The organism is Sphingomonas sp. 22R3R2A-7 (assembly GCF_036856055.1).
Taxonomy (GTDB): domain Bacteria; phylum Pseudomonadota; class Alphaproteobacteria; order Sphingomonadales; family Sphingomonadaceae; genus Sphingomonas.
Genome location: NZ_JASPFR010000001.1, coordinates 286,541 through 305,586, shown reverse-complemented (window position 1 = coordinate 305,586; position 19,046 = coordinate 286,541). Strand labels below are relative to the sequence as shown.

Sequence of the window (19,046 nt, the reverse complement as noted above, 5' to 3'; positions counted from 1 at the left end):
ATGCCGAACACCAGCCCCGATTTAACCTGCGACGTCGCGATCATCGGTGCGGGCACCGCCGGGCTCGCGGCCGAACGCAACGCGCGGCGCAACGGCGCACGCACGCTGCTGATCGACGAGACCTTTTCGGGCACCACCTGCGCCAGCGTCGGCTGCATGCCCTCCAAGCTGCTGATCGCCGCTGCCCACGCCGCGCATGCGGTCCGCCAGGCATCGGTCTTCGGCATCGCCGCAGAGCCGAAGATCGACGGCGCTGCGGTGATGGCGCGCGTCCAGCGTGAACGCGACGCGTTCGTCGCAGGCGTCTGCGACTCGCTCGACAAGCTCCCCGACGGCGTGAAGGTGGAGGCCCGCGCACGCTTCGTCGACGCGACCACGCTCCGGCTCGACGACGGCCGCACCGTCACGGCAAAGGCCATCGTGATCGCGACCGGCTCCTACCCGAACATCCCCGACAGTTTCGACGCGGTGCGCGACCGCGTGCTGACCAACGAGACGATCTTCGAGCTGCCGACCCTGCCCGGCTCGGTCGGCGTGATCGGCGCGGGCCCGATCGGCCTCGAACTCGCGCAGGCGCTCGTCCGGCTCGGCGTCGAGACGATGGTGTTCGACCAGTCCCCCGGCCTCGCCGCGCTGAAGGACGAGAAGGTCTCGGCGGTGCTCCACGCGATCCTCGAGGAGGAACTGCCGATCCATCTCGAAATGGAACTGAAGGCCGAACCCGACAGCGGTGGCGTCCGCCTGTCCTGGTCGGGCGCGCAGTCGGGATCCCGCCGCTTCGACTATCTGCTCGTCGCGACCGGCCGCCCGCCGCGGCTCAAGGGCCTCGGGCTAGAGACCACCGGGATCACGCTCGACGATCACGGCACGCCGCTCTTCGACAGGACGACGATGCAGTGCGGCGACGCGCCGATCTTCATCGCGGGCGACGCGGATCACGACCGCACCGTGCTCGGCGAAGCGTCTGCCGAGGGGATGATCGCCGGCCGCAACGCCGCGCAGTTCCCCGACGTCACCCCCGGCCCGCGGATGGTCCCGCTCGCGATCATGTTCACCGACCCGACCGTCGCGGTCATCGGCGACATCACCCCCGACGACCAGGACGGCATCGTCATCGGCGAAGCCTCCTACGAGGATCAGGGTCGCGCCAAGGTCATGGCGCGCACCGCCGGCCTCGTCCGCTTCTATGCGGAGGCGGGCAACGGCCGGCTGACCGGCGCGACGATGGCCGCCCCCGGGGTCGAGCACAGCGCGCACCTGATTGCCTGGGCGATCCAGCAGGGCCGCACCGCGACCGACCTGCTCGACATGCCCTTCTATCACCCGACGCTCGAGGAGGGGCTGAAGCCCGCACTCCGCGCGATCTGCAAGGCGGTCAGCGCGCCCGTCCCCGCCGACCGCGACGACGGCTTCACCGCGGGCGCCTGAGCCTCATTCGTCGAGGTCGAGATAGGCGACGACGTCGTTCTCGGTCGCGATGTACAGCCCCGCCTGGACCTCCTCGTCCTGCTGCGCGGCGATCGCCAGCGCCTCGCCGAGCGGGCCGTAGAACAAGGTCGTCGCCGCCCCGCCCTCGAGCGCATCGTCGAGATGATAGAGCCGAACGCCGACGGCGGAGGAGATGGTACGCATCCCGCGTCCCTGCCGCGCTGCGCCGCGCGGTGCAACCGCCGCGCGTTACACGCCGGTCAGGACGCGATCCGCTCGAGCGCCTGCGCCTCGATCTTCTCGAGCTCCGCCAGCGTCTGCGCGATCGCATCCTGCTGCTGCTGGAGGTCGTCGATCCGCTGGCGACAGCGTTCGGCGAGCGCGCGCATCTGTTCGACATGCTGCGGATCCGCGTCGTACAGGTCGAGAAACTCCTCGATGTCGCGCAGCGAGAATCCCAGCCGCTTGCCACGCAGGATCAGCTGCATCCGCGCGACGTCGCGCCGCGTATAGACGCGCGTCGTGCCGATCCGGCACGGCTCGATCAGCCCCTTGTCCTCATAGAAGCGCAGCGTCCGCGCGCTGACCCCCAGCGCCTGCGACACGTCCTGAATCCCGGTAAGATCGTCCTGCCGCTCGTTCACGGTGTCGCTCCCCTCTCCCCGACGCTGCCCCGGCCGGCATTGCGCCTGCCAGCCTGGCCTCTTCCTCCGCGACAAGTTCCTTTTTGGATAGCTTGCCGATCAACGTCTTGGGCAGAGTGTCGCGGATTTCGACCTCGCGGGGAAGCTCGATCTTGCTGATCTTGTCGCGCAGAAAATCACGCAATTCCACAGGGGTTGCGACCGCGCCTTCGACCAGCGTGACGAACGCCTTGGGCGCCTGTCCTCGATAGGCGTCGGCGACCCCGATCACCACCACCTCGGCGACCGCGGGATGCTCGTACAGCGCCTCCTCGATCACCCGCGGATAGACATTGTAGCCGCCGCACAGGATCAGGTCCTTGATCCGGTCGACGATGAACAGATAGCCGTCCGCGTCGAGATGCCCGACGTCGCCGGTGCGCAGCGCCCCGTCCGCGAACAGCGCAGCGCTCGCTTCCGGCTTGTGCCAATACCCTTGCGTAACCTGCGGGCCACGCGCGCAAATCTCGCCATTCTCACCGACCGGCAGCAGCCGGGTCGGGTCCTCGCGGTCGCGGATCTCGATGATCGTGCCGGGAAAGGGCAGCCCCGCCGATCCCGGCTTGTTCAGCCCCTCGATCGGATTGCAGGTGATGATCGGCGACGCCTCCGACAGGCCATAACCCTCGACCAGCTTCGACCCTGTCGCCGCCTCGAACGCGGTACGCACTTCGGCGGGCAACGGCGCACCGCCCGAGATGCACGCATGGATCGACGACAGGTCGATCGGCTGCGTCTCCGCCGCCTTGGTGATCGCGGCATAGATGGTCGGCACCGCGGGGAAATAGGTCGGCTTGGTCCGCACGATCGTCTTGAGCAGCTGCTGCAGTTCGAACCGCGGCAACAGGATCATCTGCGCGCCCGCACGGATCGAATAGGTCAGCACCGTCGTCAGCGCGAAGACGTGGAACAGCGGCAGCGCGCCCATCACCCGGTCCTGTTCGGGCGTCTCGCCGCCGACGAACGTCATCATCGCATCCGCGTTCGACACCAGATTGGCGTGGCTCAGCATCGCCGCCTTGGGCTCGCCCGTCGTCCCCCCGGTATATTGCAGCACCGCGACCTCGTTCGGCGTCACCGCGACCGGCGTGGGCGCGCCCTTCGCATGCACCAGCGAGTCGAAGCTGCGATGCCGCGCGTCGTTCGGCGCGCGCGCGATCTCGGCGCGCTTGAAGATGCGGTAGGCGATCGACTTCAGCGTCGGCAGCGCGCCCGCGATCGGGCAGGTGATGACATGCCGCAGCCCCGTCTCGCCCGCGACCTTCAGCACGCGCGCATGGATCTCTGTAATGTCGCAGGTCGCGATGATCTCCGCGCCCGAATCCTTCAGCAGGTGGCACAGCTCGCGTTCGACATAGAGCGGGTTGACGTTGACGACGATCCCGCCCGCCTTCAGCACCGCGAAGAACAGCACCGGATAATAAGGCGTGTTCGGCAGGCACAGCGCGACCCGCGTCCCCTTCACCACGCCCAGATCCTGCAACCCCCGCGCCGCATGCGTGACCGCGTCGCCAAGCTCGGCATAGGTCATCGTCGACCCGAGGAAATCGAGCACCGTCCGCGACCCGAATCGGCGGACCGCCGTGTCGAGCATGTCGCCCAGCAAACGCGCTTCGCCTTCTAGCGGTACGCCGATCGCACGGCCGTCGGTGTCCAGCATCTCTCTCTCCTTTTCGGCGTGCGCTCTCGACTGATATTGTAGGCCGCATCACCTTGACGTATAGGAGAGGTATCGCACCTTAAGGGTAGCCCGCAAGTCTTAAGCGGACCGATTGCAATTGGAGAGGATCATCGTGACCAACGTCGTCATCGCCGGGTACGCCCGCTCGCCGTTCCATCTTGCCGGCAAGGGCGATCTCGCCCGCGTCCGCCCCGACGATCTCGCCGCGCAGACGATCCGCGGCCTGCTCGACAAGACCGGCGTCGATCCTGCCGCGATCGAGGACATCATCCTCGGCTGCGCCTTCCCCGAAGGCGAGCAGGGCCTGAACGTCGCGCGGATGATCGGCCTGCTCGCCGACCTGCCGCTGTCGGTCGGCGGCATGACGGTCAACCGCTTCTGCGGCTCGTCGATGAGCGCGATCCACATCGCGGTCGGCCAGATCAACATCGGCGCTGGCGACGCATTCATCTGCGCCGGCCTCGAATCGATGAGCCGCGTGCCGATGGGCGGCTACAACCCGCTCCCCAACCCCGATCTCTTCAAGAAGAACGCCGGCGCCTATATGGGCATGGGTGAGACCGCCGAGAACGTCGCGCGCGATTACCAGATCACGCGCGCCGAGCAGGATGCGTTCGCGGTGAAGAGCCAGGACAAGGCCGCCGCCGCTCGCGCCGATGGCCGCCTCTCCGACGAGATCGTGACGATCCAGACCAAGGCCGGCCCGGTCAGCCAGGACGGCACGATCCGCGCCGGCACGACGACCGAAGCGCTCGCGGGCCTGAAGCCTGCGTTCAGCGCGGACGGCTCGGTCACCGCCGGCACCTCGTCGCCGCTGACCGACGGCGCCTCCGCCGTCCTCGTCACCTCGGAAGAGTTCGCGACCAAGCACGGCCTGACCATCCTCGCGCGCATCAAGTCGGTCGCGGTCTCGGGCAACGAGCCGTCGACGATGGGCCTTGGTCCGATCTACGCCTCGCAAAAGGCGATGGAGCGCGCCGGCATCACCGTCGCCGACCTCGACGTGGTCGAGATCAACGAGGCGTTCGCGAGCCAGGCGATCGCCTGCATCCGCGACCTCGGGCTCAAGGACGAGACGATCAACCTCGATGGCGGCGCGATCGCGATCGGCCATCCGCTCGGCGCGACCGGCGCGCGCATCGTCGGCAAGGCGGCGTCGCTCCTCGCCCGCGAAGGTGGCCGCTACGCGCTCGCCACCCAGTGCATCGGCGGCGGTCAGGGCATCGCAACGGTGCTGGAGCGCGCATGATGGTCGATCGGATTAAAAAGGTCTGCGTCATCGGCGCAGGCGTCATGGGCGCAGGGATTGCCGCGCAGATCGCCAATGCCGGCATCCCGGTGCTGCTGCTCGACATCGTCCCCCGCGAGGGTGACGATCGCGACGCGGTCGCCAAGGGCGCAGTCGCGAAGATGCTCAAAACCGACCCCGCCCCCTTCATGTCGAAGCGTGCGGCCAAGCTGGTCGAGACGGGCAACATCGACGACCATCTCGACCGCGTCGCCGAGTGCGACTGGATCGTCGAGGCGATCGTCGAGCGGCTCGATATCAAGCAGGCGCTCTATGCCAAGCTCGAGGCGCTGAAGCGTCCCGGCACCGCGGTGTCTTCGAACACGTCGACGATCCCGCTCGGCCATCTCGTCGACGGCCGCTCGGACCAGTTCAAGGCCGATTTCCTCGTCACCCATTTCTTCAACCCGCCGCGCTACATGCGGCTGGTCGAGATCGTTCGCGGTGAGCATACCGACGTCGCGGTCGCGGAGAAGGTCGAGGATTTCGTCGATCGCTTCATGGGCAAGCGCATCGTCCGCGCGAAGGACACCCCCGGCTTCATCGCCAACCGCATCGGCACCTACTGGCTGGCGATCGCGATCAACGCGGCGATGGACCAGGGGCTGACCGTCGAGGAAGCCGATCAGATCGGTGGCCGGCCGATGGGCGTGCCCAAGACCGGGATCTTCGGCCTCGTCGACCTCGTCGGCGTCGACCTGATGCCGCTGCTGTCGAAGAGTCTCTCGTCGACGCTCCCTACGGGCGATCCCTATTTCGACACCGTCCGCGACATGCCGCTCGTCGACAAGATGATCGCGGAGGGCTTTACCGGCCGCAAGGGCAAGGGCGGCTTCTACCGCTTCGACAAGGCGACGCGCACCAAGCTGTCGCTCGACCTCGCGACCGGCGACTATCGCCCCGAGGCGAAGCCCGCGGACCTGCCCGGCAAGACCGGCAAGGATCTCGCCGCGCTGATCGCCGAACCCGGCAAGATCGGCACCTATGCCTGGACGATCCTCGGCAGCGTGCTCTCTTACGCCGCGATGCTCGTCGGCGAGGCGACCGACGACATCATCGGCATCGATGACGCGATGAAGCTCGGCTACAACTGGAAATACGGTCCGTTCGAGCTGATCGACCGTATGGGCCCCGGCCTGCTCGCGCAGCGCCTCGCCGCCGAAGGCCGCGACGTGCCCGCGATCCTGAAGACTGCCGGCGACCGCCCCTTCTACCGCGTCGAGAACGGCAACCGCCAGTATCTGACCACCGCGGGCGACTATGTCGACGTGCCGCGTGCCGACGGTGTCGAACTGCTCGAGGACATCAAGCTCCGGACGCAGCCCGTTCTGACCAACGCCTCGGCGTCGCTCTGGGACGTCGGCGACGGTGTCGCCGCGCTCGAATTCCACACCAAGATGAACGCGCTCGACGATCAGGTCATCGCGCTCATCGAGGAGGCGGTCCCGGTCGTGCGCGAGCGCTTCAAGGCGCTGGTCGTCTATAACGAGGGCAGCAACTTCTCGGCGGGCGCCAATCTCGGCGCGGCGATGTTCGCGGTCGGTGCGGGCCTGTGGGACATGGTCGAGGCCAGCGTCTCGCGCGGCCAGCAGGCGTACAAGGCGCTCAAATACGCGCCCTTCCCCGTCGTCAGCGCGCCCGCCGGGCTCGCGCTCGGCGGCGGCTGCGAGATGCTGCTCCACTCGGACGCGGTCCAGGCGCATGCCGAGACCTATGCCGGCCTCGTCGAATGCGGCGTCGGGCTGGTCCCCGGCTGGGGCGGCAATGGCGAAATGCTCGATCGCTGGACCAGGTCGCGTACGCTCCCCAACGGCCCGATGCCCGCGCTGACCAAGGTGTTCCAGGCGGTCTCCACCGCGCAGGTCGCCAAGTCGGCGGCTGAGGCGAAGGAGATGATGATCCTGCGCAAGGACGACGGCATCACGATGAACCGCGACCGCCTGCTCGCCGACGCCAAGGCGAAGGCCTTGTCGCTCGTCGAGGGCTATGTCGCCCCCGAGCCGCCGACCTTCCGTCTGGCGGGCGCGAGCGGTCGTACCGGTCTGTCGATGGCGGTGTCCGACTTCCACAAGAAGGGCATGGCGACCGACTATGACGTGGTGGTCGCCGACCGTCTCGCCGAGGTGCTGACCGGCGGCGAGGCCGACCTCGTCGACACCGTCACCGAGGCGCAGCTCCTCGACCTCGAACGCGCCGCCTTCATGGCAAGCGTCAAGGACCAGCGCACCCAGGCGCGCGTCGTTCACATGCTGCAGACGGGCAAGCCACTGCGCAACTGAGGCAGTTCCCCCGCGCAAGCGGGGAACACCCGCATGAACGCTTTTTCACCCGCCCGGATCAGTAAGAACACTTGACTATTGTTCGTACAAATCTAGGCGGGGCGAAGAGCTGCCGTATACGGCAGCAGGCTCGCGATTAGGTCGCGGGTCTCGTCAAGACAGCGGATGACCGTACACATGCGGCGTCCCGACACCAGGAGAGGATAGACGATGTCCCTGATGATGATCGCCGCGCTGCTCGCCGGCGCCCCCGCGACCGCCGACACCGCGATCGGCCGCTGGCGGACCGAGACGCACAACGCCATCGTCGAGATCGCGCGCTGCGGCACCTCGATCTGCGGCAAGATCCTGACCTCCGACGCGCTGCGCGCCAACCCGTCGATGAAGGACGCCAACAACAGCAACGCCGCGCTGCGCAACCGCCCGATCCAGGGCATGCAAATGCTCAGCGGCTTCAAGTCCGACAAGGACGGCGTCTGGAGCAGCGGCCAGGTCTACAATGCCGAGGACGGCAAGACCTATAGCGGCAAGATCACCCCGGTCGGCGCGAACCAGCTCAAGCTGCGCGGCTGCGTCTTCTTCCCACTCTGCAAGACGCAGACCTGGACGCGCGTCCGCTGATCCCAGGTCTCCCCTCACGTTCCCTAAAAAGTTAGCGTTCAGGAATTTTGTAAATGTCGTTTCGTACCAAGGCCCCGTTGCTGGCCGTGACCGCGCTCGTCTCCGCTTTCGGGTTCGCCAGCACCGCCTATGCCGACGCCTTCTATCTCCAGGCGCAGTCGGCACGCGGCGCGGGTCGTGCGTTCTCGGGTGAGGCCGCCGATACCGGCGCCGCATCGCTCTGGTGGAACCCCGCCGCGATCGCGGGCATCCGCGACGGCAGCGCGACGCTCAGCGCCAGCGCAATCATCCCGCGCGGCGACGTGATCGACACCGGCTCGCAGATCTGCCGTCCGGGCGGCCAGCCCTGCACCGCGATCAGCGGCCAGTCGAACTCGAGCGACCCGGTCAACAAGGGCGTCGTCCCGTCGGGCGCGGTCGCCTATCCGCTGACCGATCGGATCGCGGTCGGCCTCGTCGTCACCTCGCCGTTCAGCTTCACGACCAACTATGACGCCGACAGCTGGGCCCGCTACAGCGCGGACAAAACCCGCCTGCGCACGATCGACATCCAGCCCTCGATCGGCGTCGAGCTGACCGATTGGCTCCGTGTCGGCGGTGCGCTCAACGTCGAATATACCGACGCGATCCTCAGCAACGCGCTCCCCAACGTGTCCGCGGCACAGCCCGACGGCCGCCAGGAACTCAGCGGCGACGGCTGGGATCTCGGCTGGACCGCAGGCGTCCAGCTCCACAACGATTTCGCCACCGTCGGCGTCACCTACAAGTCGAGCATCCGCCACAAGCTGAAGGGCGACCTCGTCGTCACCGGCCTGCTCGGCCCGCTCGCCGGCGGCAACACCGACATCTCGGGCGCGACCGCGGAGTTCAACACGCCGGGCCAGGTCATCGTCGCGGGCCGCGTCCGCGCCACCGACCAGCTGACGCTCAACGCCCAGGTCATCGCGTTCAACTGGAGCAAGTTCGACACGATCGATCTCGGCGCACCGTTGAACACGTCGATCCCCGAAAACTACCGCGACAGCTGGAGCCTCGCGGGCGGTCTCGACTATGACGTCACGCCCAAGCTGACGGTGCGCGGCGGTGTCCAGCGCACCAAGACGCCGACGCAGGACGGCCAGCGCGACGCGCGCGTCCCCGACGCCGATCGCTGGACCTATGCCGCCGGCGCCTCCTACCAGCTGACGCCGCGCATCGCGGTCGACGCCGCCGCGCAATATGTCGACTTCGAGAACACGACGATCGACCGCGCCACTCTGGTCGCGGGCAGCATCATCCGCACCAACGGCGCGCTCCGCGACGCCAGCGCGATCGTCACCTCGCTCGGCGCTCGCGTCTCGTTCTGACGCCACCAGCCCCTCCCCGCACGGGGAGGGGCACCCTATCCCTTCATCCGGATCGTCAGCCCCGACACCACGAGATCCACCGTCTCGACCGCAGCCGCGACCCGCTGGTTGAGCATCCCGGCCAGATCGCGAAACCGCCGCGCCATCGCATTGTCGGGCACGATCCCCATCCCGACCTCGTTGGTGACCAGCACCAGCCGCCCCTCGACACGACCGATCGCATCCAGCAGCGCGGCGATCGCCGTCTCCGCATCCGCATCCGCGAGCATCAGGTTCGACGCCCACAAGGTCAGGCAGTCGACCAGTATCACCCCGTCCGGCGCATCCGCCTCGACGATCGCCGCCGCCAGCGCGATCGGCGCCTCGACCGTCCGCCACCGTTCGTCCCGCTCGGCGCGATGTCGCGCGATCCGCTCGGTCATCTCGCCATCGAACGCCTGCGCAGTCGCGATATAGACCAGCGTGTGGCCACCTGCCGCCTCTGCCCCCGCCTCTGCCAAAGCCTGCGCATGGCGGCTCTTGCCCGAGCGCGCACCGCCGGTCACCAGCACCGTCTTTCCAAACCCCTGCACGACCGTCTCCTCCATCGCCTCTTGCGCTATCCCCGACGAATGGCGAAGGCCAGCAGCAACGCCGCGGCATCGCCGGCGCAGGGGACGCACGTGCACGCGCTGATGGAACATGGCGGCCGGATCGACAGCGCGCAGGCGCTGTACCCGCACGCGCCGCGTCCCTGGCTCGACCTGTCGACCGGAATCAACCCCTGCGCGTGGGAGCCGCCCGCCGATCTCGCGGTCGACCTGCGCAGCCTCCCCTCGCCCGCCGCGCTCGCCACGCTCGAGGCCGTCGCCGCGCGCCACTTCGGCGCCGACCCCGCACGCGTCGTCGCGCTGCCCGGCACCGAGATCGGCCTCCGCCTGCTCGGCAAGCTCGGCCTGCCCGCCCCCGCCCGCCATGTCGGCCCCAGCTACGCGACGCACGACGCGGTCTTCCCCGGGCGTATCTCGATCGACAGCCTCGCCGACGAAGCGGCCCGCGGCGGCACCATCCTGCTTGCCAACCCGAACAACCCCGACGGCCGGCTGGTCAGTCCGGACGCGCTCAGGCCAGTGATCGAGCGGCTCCGCGAGCATGCAGGCTGGCTGGTTGTCGACGAGGCCTTCGCCGACACGCTCCCCAACGCCGGCCTGGCTTCGAAACTGTCCGCAGAAGACCCCGTCATCCTGTTCCGATCATTTGGAAAATTCTTCGGCCTCGCCGGCGTGAGGCTCGGCTTCATGATCGCACCGCCCGGCATCGTCGCGCGGGTCCGCGACCGCCTGGGCAGCTGGCCGATCTCCGCGACCGCGCTCGCGATCGGCACCGCCGCCTATGCCGACCGCGACTGGATCGACACGACGCGCGCGCAGCTCGTCACCCGTGCAGCCGCGCTCGACGCGGTGCTTCTCCGCCACGGGCTCACCGCGACGGGCGCCTGCCCGCTCTTCCGCCTCATCGTAACAGACGACGCCAAGTCCCTGTTCGAGCGTCTGAATATGGCGGGCATCCTGACGCGTCCCTTCACCTATGACCCCCGCTGGCTCCGTCTCGGCGTCCCCGCCGACGCGGCCGCACTGGCGCGTCTCGACGTGGCGCTCGCGCATGGCTGATCCCGTCGCGCTCATCGCCCTCGCACTCGACGCCGCCTTCGGCTGGCCGGAACGGCTCTACCGTCGGGTCGGCCACCCCGTCGGCGCGATCGCCGCGATCATCGGCAGCCTCGAAAAGGCGCTCAACCGTCCGTCATGGCCAGACGCGACGCGCCGCATCGCCGGGGTCGCGACGCTCGCGATCACGCTCGCGGTAACGGGCGGGATCGCCTGGGGCGCGACCTGGCTTCTGACGACCTATCTCGGCGCCTATGCCTGGATCGGCATCGGCCTCCTCGCCGCCCCCGGTCTCGCGCAGCGCAGCCTCAACGATCACGTCGCCCCGATCGCCGCCGCGCTCGGCAAGGGTGACGTGCAGGGCGCGCGGATCGCGGTCGGCAAGATCGTCGGTCGCGACACCGACCGGCTCGACTCCGCCGGCATCGCCCGCGCCGGGATCGAAAGCCTCGCCGAAAGCTTCTGCGACGGCATCGTCGCGCCGCTCTTCTGGCTGCTCGTCGGCGGACTTCCCGGTCTCTGGATCTACAAGGCGATCAACACCGCCGACAGCCTGATCGGCCACCGCGAGCCACGATGGCGCGCGTTCGGCTGGGCCTCGGCACGGATCGACGATCTCGCCAACTGTATCCCCGCGCGGATCAGCGGCGCCCTGCTGTGCCTCGCCGGTCCCGGCGGCTGGCACGTAATGCGCCGCGACGCGCGCAAGCACGCCTCGCCCAATGCCGGCTGGCCCGAGGCAGCGATGGCGGGCGTGCTCGACCTCCGCCTCGCCGGCCCGGTCAGCTATGACGGCGTCACCCAGCTGAAGCCCTGGATCGGCAGCGGTCGCCCCGCCGCCACCGCCGCCGACATCGCCCGCGCGCTCCAGGTCTATCGCCGCGCCTGCCTGCTGCTCTGGATCGTCACGGGGGCGCTGCTGTGGGTGCGGTGATGCTCCAGGGCACCGGCTCCGACGTCGGCAAGTCCGTGCTCGTCGCCGGCCTCTGTCGCGCGCTCGCCAATCGCGGCCTCTCCGTCCGGCCCTTCAAGCCGCAGAACATGTCGAACAACGCCGCCGTCACCGCCGATGGCGGCGAGATCGGCCGCGCGCAGGCGACCCAGGCGATCGCCGCGCGCACCGCGCCGACCACCGACATGAACCCCGTCCTGCTCAAGCCGCAGGGCGATCGCAGCTCGCAGCTCGTCGTCCACGGCAAGGTCCGCGGCATCCTGCGCGCAAGCCGCTGGCGCGAGGGGCGCGCGGGGCTGATGGACGAGGTGCTCGCCAGCTATCACCGGCTCCGTGCGCAGGCGGACATCGTCGTTGTTGAGGGCGCGGGCAGCCCCGCCGAGATCAACCTGCGCGCCGCCGACATCGCAAACATGGGCTTTGCGCGCGCCGCGGGCGTCCCCGTCATCCTGATCGGCGACATCGACCGGGGCGGCGTCATCGCCTCGCTCGTCGGCACGCGCGCGGTGATCGACCCCGCCGATGCCGCGATGATCCACGGCTTCCTCGTCAACAAGTTTCGCGGCGACCCCGCGCTGTTCGACGACGGCTATCGCGCAATCGAGGCGCGGTCGGGCTGGCGCGGCTATGGCGTCATCCCCTGGCTGCCCGAGGCCGCCCGCCTGCCGAGCGAGGACGCGGTCGTGCTCGAACGCCGGACCGGTCACGGCCGGCAGGACGGCCAGGTCGTCATCGCCTGTCCGATCACCCCGCGCATCGCCAATTTCGACGATCTCGATCCGCTGCGGCTCGACCCCGGCGTCACGCTCGTCATGGTCCCGCCCAGCGAACCGATCCCCGACGCCGACATGATCATCCTCGCCGGCTCCAAGGCGACGATCCCCGACCTCGCCTTTCTCCGCGCGCAGGGCTGGGACATCGACATCCACGCGCACCGCCGCCGCGGCCGCCCGGTGCTCGGGCTGTGCGGCGGCTATCAGATGCTCGGCCGCAGCATCGCCGATCCGGACGGGCTGGAGGGTCCCGCCGGTATCGCCCCAGGGCTCGGCCTGCTCGACGTCGCGACGATCCTGTCCCCCGCCAAGACGCTCGAACGCGTCGCCGGCACCGCGATCGGCGCACGGTTCGACGGCTATGAGATCCATATCGGCGAAACCACCGGCCCCGACACCGCGCGCGCACTCACGACCCGCGACGATGGCCGCCGCGACGGCGCGGTCAGTCCCGACGGGCTCGTTGCGGGCAGCTATGTCCACGGCCTGCTCGGCCTCGCGGATCAGCGCCGCGCCTGGCTCACCCGGCTCGGGGTCGATGCGGTCGGGCCCGACCATGCGGCGTCGATCGACGCCGCGCTCGATGCGATTGCGGAAACGCTCGAACGCCATCTCGATATCGACGCGCTGATCGCAGTGTCGAAGCTCGCGGGCTCAAACGCGGCCGGCAATGGCGAGCGCGACTAGCATCCCGGTCTCGACGAATTCGATCCCCGCGCCGTGGCAATCCCCGGATACGCCCCCAACCCGCCGGATGAGCCACCAGCCGAATACAGCGATCAGTGCAGGGGCCCCTGCAACGGCATGCACAGGCACCCCTAAACACCCTGTTACGCACCCCCAAAAGACCAGATCGTGCACCCTGATCTTCCCTGCCACCATCCCTCCCAGCCCGCCCTCCCGCAGCAGCGGCACCCACCGCGCCCAGCACAACGGCCCGATCCGCGCGAGCATCGGGACGACGATCACGACCGCCCATCCCTGTGTCGAAACGGCATGCAATAAGACAAGCTTTGCAAGGATTTGCAGGGCGATCATCACAACGCCGAAGCTGCCGATATGCGGATCCGCCATCACCGCGATCAGCCTGTCGCGGTCGCCATGCGCGGCACCCAGCCCGTCTGCCAGATCTGCCAGCCCGTCCAGGTGCAAAGCCCCTGTAATCGCTACCCAAATCGTCAGCGCGGCGAGCGCACCGGTCCACGGATCGATCAGCGCGCCGACCCACCCCGCTACCGCGACGACCACCCCGATGCACGCCCCGACGACCGGGTACCACCGGATCGCGGCGGCAAAATCCGCAGCGTCCGCAGCAACTTGCGGCATCGGCACGCGCGTCAGGAACCCGAAGGCGACGATCAGCCGCTTCACGAAACTGGATCCGTGTGCAGCGCCACGATCTGCGCCGTCCGGTCCGGCCAGATCCGTAGCGTAACGAGCGCCGCATAGGGCAAATCGAACGCCCAGAGCTCGCGCAACCCGAACCCGCACAGCGCTTTCAGCGCCGCACGGATCGCCCCGCCATGTGTCACGATCAATGAGGTTTCAGGTGTAAGATCTTCTATCGCGGCGGTAATTCGCGCGACCAGATCGCTCCATCGTTCCCCACCCGGTGGCGGTGCCCCATCCGGATCGTCCCAGAATTGCTGCAACGCCGCAGCGTCGATCTCCGCCGCAGCCAGCCCGTCCCAGTCCCCGAAATCCAGCTCCCGCCACCGCGCGTCCGTCGTTGGAGCCAGCCCCCGCTCCCGCCCGATCGCATCCGCAATGGCCTGCGATCGCATGAGATCAGAACAGACCAGCCCTTTGAAATCCAGTGACTTTACCCGCGCCACACAGGCCGCCAGTCCCTCCGCCGTGACCGGACTATCGGTCCGCCCCAGCATCCGCCCGGTCAGTTCAGGCGCCCCATGCCGCAACAGGTGGAGCAGGAACGCCCCACTCACGCCACCGACACCCCCGCCTCGGCAAACGTCGCCATCCCGTCATGCGCCGCGAGCGCCGACCGGATCACCCCGACCGCAACCGCCGCCCCGCTTCCCTCCCCCAACCGCATCCCAAGCCGCAGTAAAGGCTCGAGTTTCAGCGCGGCGAGCAATCGCTCATGCCCCGGTTCGGCCGAACAATGGCCGGCAATGCAGTGCTCCACAATGCTAGGATACGCCGCCGCAATCGGCGCGATCGCCGCCGACGAAATGAACCCGTCGAGCACTACCGGCACCCCCGCCACCCGCGCCGCCACAACCGCGCCAGCGATCGCCACGATCTCACGCCCCCCACCCGCCGCAACGTCTCGAACGGCGTACGAGGGAATTCATCATGCCGCCCAATCCCAGCCTCAACCACCGCGATTTTCCGCGCGAGTCCCGCCACATCAACCCCCGTCCCCGGGCCAACCCAGTCCGCGGCGGTTCCGCCGTAACTGCGCAGACACAGCGCTGCGGCCGACGTAGAATTCCCGATCCCCATCTCTCCCACGACAAGCATGTCGAGCCCCGGCACGACGACGTCGGCGCCGATGTTGAGTGCGGTGAGACATTCCGTTTCGTCCATCGCCGGTGCCGTCGTGAAATCCGCGGTAGGGGTTTCCAGATCAATGTCGGCGATGACGAGCTCGAGCCCGACGGCATCCGCCAGCGCATTGATCGCCGCGCCCCCACGGCGGAAATTGTCAACCATCTGTGCGGTGACGGAGACCGGAAAGGCGCTGACCCCGTGCACCGCAACGCCGTGATTTCCCGCGAAAATCGCCGCTCGTGCGCGCTCGAACCGCGGCCGCTCGCGCCCTTGCCAACCCGCCATGAAGACCGCGAGGTCTTCCAATCGGCCAAGCGACCCGGGCGGCTTGGTCAACTGCCCCTGCCGCAGCGATGCGGCCTCTCGCGCGGCGTCGTCTGCCGCAGGAAGGGCCTTCAGTGCCGCCTCAAACGCCGCAACCGTGGGGAACAGCGTCACTGCGCGACATAGCCGGCGGGCGGCGTCCGGGTGATGAAATGCCCCTTGATCCCCGCAGGCCATTGCCGGAACGGCACCTGCCCCTCCGCACTCTCCGCATGCAGCACGGCATAATCGAGGATCGCCCGCGCCGCGTCCTTGTCAGGCGTGAAGCGCCCCAGCACATAACCGATCTTCGCGGGTCCGCGGACATGGATGGTGCAGAAGTCCTGACAGGCGAACAGGCACGGCATCGCCTGAACCGCAATTCCGGCATAGCGCGAATCGCTTGCCTGAACCGCCTCCAGTGCAGCGACGAGTCTCGCACCGCCCCGCATGCCCTCGGCATCGTCCTTCGCGTCGGTGGACGCGCGGCAGGTGCTGCAGGCGACGACGGCCGCACCGTCTTCGGCGGGAACCAGAATATTTGGCATTGAAACCCCATGACATACGCGCCCGCGGCCTCGGACCGCAGACTGGTTATGTCGTCGCTCGGGTTCACCCCCGTCCGCTCGGCGCACCCTGGCCGGACGAAAGACGACTGCGACGGGCAGGTCTCCTGGCTCACGGGTCACAGCCCTCCGCACCGCCTTCTCGGGACCGGGATCCCAATGGCATGATGGCACGATGGCTCGCCGCTTACAGTTGCAGGGGCAGCCGGGGTTCTCCCGTTCCCTTTTCATCCCCGTCGCCGGGGAACCTGTCGCAGCACCCCGAATAGGCGTGTCGCCGGGCGCGGGTCAATCGTGCCGTGACGTCGCGCGCGCGATGGGAACGATGAGCGGCACGTTCGCCGCCGATCCGAACCAGGCGCGGATACCATAGGTCTCGCGCAGGCGTTCCGGCGTCAGCACGGCGTCCGGCGAGCCATCCGCGACCAGCCGCCCGCGGTCGATCATCATCAACCGGTCGCAATAGCGTGCGGCAAGGCTCAGATCATGAAGCACCGCGACTACCAAGACCCCGCGCGTAGCCTGATCCCGCAGGATTTCCATCACGCGCATCTGGTGCGCGGGATCGAGCGACGCGAGCGGCTCGTCGACGATCAGCGCGGGCGCCTCGACCGCGAGCGCGCGGGCAAGGAGGACCCGGGCGCGCTCGCCGCCCGACAATTCGGTCGCCGTCCGTGTCGCGAACGCCGTTACGTCCGCCGTCGCCATGGCCCGGTCGACCGCGCCCCGGTCTTCCGTCGTCATGCGCGACAGCGGCGCCAGATGCGGCAACCGTCCCAGCGCGACGAGCCGGTCGACACTCAATGGCCAGTGCAGGCTCTGGCCCTGAGGCAGATACGCAATCGTTCGCGCGATCTGCGCGCGCGAGCGTCGGCCAAGCGGCTGTCCATCGAGCAGGATATCCCCCGTCGAGGCGACGAGCCCCAACAGCGCCTGCACCAGCGTCGACTTTCCTGCGCCGTTGGGACCGACGATACCGATCAACGCCCCGCCAGCGGCGGAAAAGCTGACCTGTTCGACGACGTCCACGCCAGCGCGACGAACGACCAGATTTTTGTGGCGAGGCTCACCATGACCGCCGCTCGCGCATCAGTTGGACAACGAACACCGGCACGCCCAGAAACGCGGTGACCACGCCGAGCTTGAGTTCGCTCGAGGTGGGGATCACGCGCACCAGGACATCGGCGAAGGTCAGCAGCGCGGCGCCGCCGATCGCGGATGGCAGCAGGATCGCCGATGGCGACCGGTCGGTCAGCGGACGGATCAGGTGCGGGACGATCAGCCCGATGAACCCGATCGCGCCCGAAACCGCGACGGCACCGCCGACACCGACCGCGATCCCGACAAGTATCCGGGCACGCGTGTAGCGGAGATCGACACCCAGCGCGCGCGCGCCATCTTCTCCGAGCGTCAGCGCATCGAGCGCGCGCCCGTCCCATGCCACCAGCACGATCCCGACCGCGATACACGGCAGCGCGAGCATCACGTGCGTGAACGAACGATCTTCAAGCGATCCGAGCAGCCAGGTCATGATCTCCATCGCCGCGAACGGATTGGGCGAGAGGTTCAGGGCAAGGCTGACCCCGGCAACGGCGAGCGTTCCCACCGCGATGCCCGCAAGGATCAGCGACAACGCACTTTCCGATCCCGCCGACAACACGAACAACAGTCCAAGCGCGGCGAACGCCCCGATGATCGCCAGCGCGGGCAACATCGCCGGGTGTATCTCCGCGACCCCGAAGTACAGCGCGATCACCGCCCCGAGCGACGCGCCGTTCGAGGCGCCGAGGACCGATGGCTCGGCAAGCGGATTGCGCAGAAACCCCTGCAGGGCGGCACCCGACAGCCCAAGCATCGCGCCGACCGCCAGCCCGAGAATGGCGCGCGGAAGCCGCAGCTCGAGCAGGATCGCGCGCTCGATCGGGTCGCCATGTCCGATCAGCGCTTCGAAAACGCGACCCGGCGGGATCGCGGCGCTACCGATCGCAACCGACGCCACCCCCGCCATAGCGGCAAGCAGCATCAGTCCGCCGAGCAACCGTCCGCGCGTCACGCGCCTGATCCTGACCGCGTCTGTCTCATCGTTTCCGCCTAGCGCATATGTCATCGCTGCGGCAGGACTTTGCGCATGCGCCACGTTTTCCCGCTGATCGCCCTGACGACGCTGGTATCACCGACGTCGACCGCCGCGGCGCCGACCTTGCCGCGCAGGATCGTGTCGCTCAATCTGTGCGCCGACCAGTATCTGATCGCGCTTGCCGATCCGTCGCAGATCGCGGCGCTCACGAGGTTCGCGCGCGACCCCGACATGTCCGCCGTCGCGGCTCAGGCGAAGCACATGCCGTCGAGCCGCGGCAGTGCCGAGGATGTGCTGATGCTCCGCCCGGATCTCGTCATAGCCTCGCCGTTCCGCCGCAAGACGATCGCCGATGTGCTGGGTCACCAGCATATCGCGACGCTCGATCTTCCCCCGGCGGACAGTTACGCCGCGATCGTCGCGCAAGTCCGCCAGGTTGCGGCGGCAGTGGGACATCCCGACCGGGGCGAGAGGCTGATACGCCGGATGGACACCGCCTTGGCACGGATACCACCCGCTGTCGGCCGCGGCCGCGTCGCCGCCTATTATCAGCGTCGCGGGTTTCTGACGGGCAAGGGAACGTTGATCGACGATCTCATGCAGCGGCTGGGCTTGACCAACCTGGCCACGAGGCTCGCCAAGCCGGCGCTCTCGCAGCTGTCGCTCGAGCAGATGGCGCTCGCGCGTCCAGACTATCTGGTTGTCGAGAGCGCCACGGACCGCGTCACCGACCAGGGTACCGAGATGCTCCACCACCCCGTACTCGCACGGATCAAGCGCCTGCGCATCCCTGAGGCCTGGACGGTGTGCGGTGGCCCCGCCTATGTCCGCGCCGCCCAGAGCCTCGCAGCACAACTGCAGGAATAGCGGCGCGGCCGGCGCTGGG

At 68.5% G+C, this 19,046-nt stretch carries 18 protein-coding genes, 1 pseudogene and 1 riboswitch; of the genes and pseudogenes, 9 read left to right on the top strand and 10 right to left on the bottom strand.

All coding sequences use genetic code 11. The annotated features are described in order from the left end of the window. Nucleotides 1–1,428, top strand: coding sequence for a dihydrolipoyl dehydrogenase (locus tag QP165_RS01405; protein ID WP_333993307.1), 1,428 nt, complete (start codon nucleotides 1–3; stop codon nucleotides 1,426–1,428). A gap of 3 nt (nucleotides 1,429–1,431) precedes the next feature. Here the strand turns inward: QP165_RS01405 and QP165_RS01400 are convergent, their stop codons facing one another. Genes QP165_RS01400 through QP165_RS01390 form a run of 3 tightly spaced genes read right to left on the bottom strand, consistent with a single transcriptional unit; the run spans nucleotide 1,432 to nucleotide 3,771 of the window. Next, the gene (locus tag QP165_RS01400; RefSeq protein ID WP_333993306.1) at nucleotides 1,432–1,632 is read right to left on the bottom strand and encodes a hypothetical protein; all 201 of its coding nucleotides are present in this window, start codon (nucleotides 1,630–1,632) and stop codon (nucleotides 1,432–1,434) included. 56 nt (nucleotides 1,633–1,688) lie between these two features. After that, on the bottom strand, nucleotides 1,689–2,033 hold the full coding sequence (locus QP165_RS01395) for a MerR family transcriptional regulator (protein ID WP_443019251.1): 345 nt from the start codon (nucleotides 2,031–2,033) through the stop codon (nucleotides 1,689–1,691). Beyond that, nucleotides 1,987–3,771 carry a long-chain-fatty-acid--CoA ligase gene (locus tag QP165_RS01390; protein ID WP_333993303.1) on the bottom strand — a complete coding sequence of 595 codons (1,785 nt, stop codon included), beginning with the start codon at nucleotides 3,769–3,771 and terminating at the stop codon, nucleotides 1,987–1,989. Before QP165_RS01390 ends, QP165_RS01395 begins: the two co-directional genes overlap by 47 nt. Before the next feature lie 133 nt (nucleotides 3,772–3,904). Between QP165_RS01390 and QP165_RS01385 the strand changes: the two genes are divergently transcribed. The 4 genes from QP165_RS01385 to QP165_RS01370 all read left to right on the top strand — a co-directional run bounded on the left by QP165_RS01385 (nucleotide 3,905) and on the right by QP165_RS01370 (nucleotide 9,326). Further along, nucleotides 3,905–5,041: a thiolase family protein gene (locus QP165_RS01385; protein ID WP_192139056.1), complete on the top strand. Its 1,137-nt coding sequence runs from the start codon at nucleotides 3,905–3,907 to the stop codon at nucleotides 5,039–5,041. After that, nucleotides 5,041–7,359, top strand: a complete 2,319-nt coding sequence (locus tag QP165_RS01380; RefSeq protein ID WP_333996903.1) for a 3-hydroxyacyl-CoA dehydrogenase/enoyl-CoA hydratase family protein — start codon at nucleotides 5,041–5,043, stop codon at nucleotides 7,357–7,359. Before QP165_RS01385 ends, QP165_RS01380 begins: the two co-directional genes overlap by 1 nt. Before the next feature lie 210 nt (nucleotides 7,360–7,569). After that, nucleotides 7,570–7,980, top strand: a complete 411-nt coding sequence (locus QP165_RS01375) for a DUF2147 domain-containing protein (RefSeq protein WP_333993301.1) — start codon at nucleotides 7,570–7,572, stop codon at nucleotides 7,978–7,980. Nucleotides 7,981–8,033: 53 nt separating this feature from the next. Further along, the gene (locus QP165_RS01370; protein ID WP_333993299.1) at nucleotides 8,034–9,326 is read left to right on the top strand and encodes an OmpP1/FadL family transporter; all 1,293 of its coding nucleotides are present in this window, start codon (nucleotides 8,034–8,036) and stop codon (nucleotides 9,324–9,326) included. A gap of 35 nt (nucleotides 9,327–9,361) precedes the next feature. Here the strand turns inward: QP165_RS01370 and cobU are convergent, their stop codons facing one another. Then, nucleotides 9,362–9,913: a bifunctional adenosylcobinamide kinase/adenosylcobinamide-phosphate guanylyltransferase gene (gene cobU / locus QP165_RS01365; RefSeq protein ID WP_333993297.1), complete on the bottom strand. Its 552-nt coding sequence runs from the start codon at nucleotides 9,911–9,913 to the stop codon at nucleotides 9,362–9,364. Nucleotides 9,914–10,000: 87 nt separating this feature from the next. Here cobU and QP165_RS01360 point away from each other — a divergent pair, with 87 nt between their 5' ends. Genes QP165_RS01360 through QP165_RS01350 form a run of 3 tightly spaced genes read left to right on the top strand, consistent with a single transcriptional unit; the run spans nucleotide 10,001 to nucleotide 13,384 of the window. Then, complete coding sequence (locus tag QP165_RS01360) at nucleotides 10,001–10,975, top strand: aminotransferase class I/II-fold pyridoxal phosphate-dependent enzyme (protein WP_333996902.1); 975 nt, start codon at nucleotides 10,001–10,003, stop codon at nucleotides 10,973–10,975. Further along, nucleotides 10,968–11,906 (top strand): adenosylcobinamide-phosphate synthase CbiB, encoded by a 939-nt coding sequence (gene cbiB, locus QP165_RS01355; protein WP_333993296.1) that lies wholly within the window; start codon nucleotides 10,968–10,970, stop codon nucleotides 11,904–11,906. The genes QP165_RS01360 and cbiB overlap by 8 nt, the downstream gene beginning before the upstream one ends. Continuing rightward, on the top strand, nucleotides 11,894–13,384 hold the full coding sequence (locus QP165_RS01350; protein ID WP_333993294.1) for a cobyric acid synthase: 1,491 nt from the start codon (nucleotides 11,894–11,896) through the stop codon (nucleotides 13,382–13,384). Before cbiB ends, QP165_RS01350 begins: the two co-directional genes overlap by 13 nt. Here QP165_RS01350 and cobS read toward each other — a convergent pair. From cobS to QP165_RS01320, 6 genes and pseudogenes are all read right to left on the bottom strand, one after another. Further along, the gene (cobS, locus tag QP165_RS01345; protein WP_333993293.1) at nucleotides 13,352–14,068 is read right to left on the bottom strand and encodes an adenosylcobinamide-GDP ribazoletransferase; all 717 of its coding nucleotides are present in this window, start codon (nucleotides 14,066–14,068) and stop codon (nucleotides 13,352–13,354) included. The genes QP165_RS01350 and cobS overlap by 33 nt on opposite strands. Beyond that, nucleotides 14,065–14,643 carry a histidine phosphatase family protein gene (locus QP165_RS01340; RefSeq protein WP_333993291.1) on the bottom strand — a complete coding sequence of 193 codons (579 nt, stop codon included), beginning with the start codon at nucleotides 14,641–14,643 and terminating at the stop codon, nucleotides 14,065–14,067. The genes cobS and QP165_RS01340 overlap by 4 nt, the downstream gene beginning before the upstream one ends. Beyond that, nucleotides 14,640–15,652, bottom strand: a pseudogene (gene cobT / locus QP165_RS01335) (nicotinate-nucleotide--dimethylbenzimidazole phosphoribosyltransferase). The gene QP165_RS01340 and the pseudogene cobT overlap by 4 nt, the downstream one beginning before the upstream one ends. Then, nucleotides 15,649–16,056 carry a DUF1636 domain-containing protein gene (locus QP165_RS01330; RefSeq protein WP_333996901.1) on the bottom strand — a complete coding sequence of 136 codons (408 nt, stop codon included), beginning with the start codon at nucleotides 16,054–16,056 and terminating at the stop codon, nucleotides 15,649–15,651. Before QP165_RS01330 ends, cobT begins: the two are co-directional and overlap by 4 nt. Nucleotides 16,057–16,163: 107 nt before the next feature. Continuing rightward, nucleotides 16,164–16,350: riboswitch (cobalamin riboswitch) on the bottom strand. Nucleotides 16,351–16,371: 21 nt separating this feature from the next. After that, a complete protein-coding gene (locus tag QP165_RS01325; RefSeq protein ID WP_333993289.1) occupies nucleotides 16,372–17,112 on the bottom strand; it encodes an ABC transporter ATP-binding protein in 741 nt (246 codons plus the stop codon). A 37-nt stretch (nucleotides 17,113–17,149) separates the two neighbouring features. Further along, a complete protein-coding gene (locus QP165_RS01320; protein WP_443019346.1) occupies nucleotides 17,150–18,091 on the bottom strand; it encodes a FecCD family ABC transporter permease in 942 nt (313 codons plus the stop codon). A 120-nt stretch (nucleotides 18,092–18,211) separates the two neighbouring features. On the opposite strand from QP165_RS01320, the gene QP165_RS01315 reads away from it, so the two are divergent. Further along, nucleotides 18,212–19,027 (top strand): ABC transporter substrate-binding protein, encoded by an 816-nt coding sequence (locus QP165_RS01315; protein ID WP_333993288.1) that lies wholly within the window; start codon nucleotides 18,212–18,214, stop codon nucleotides 19,025–19,027. The last annotated feature ends 19 nt before the right edge of the window (nucleotides 19,028–19,046 follow it).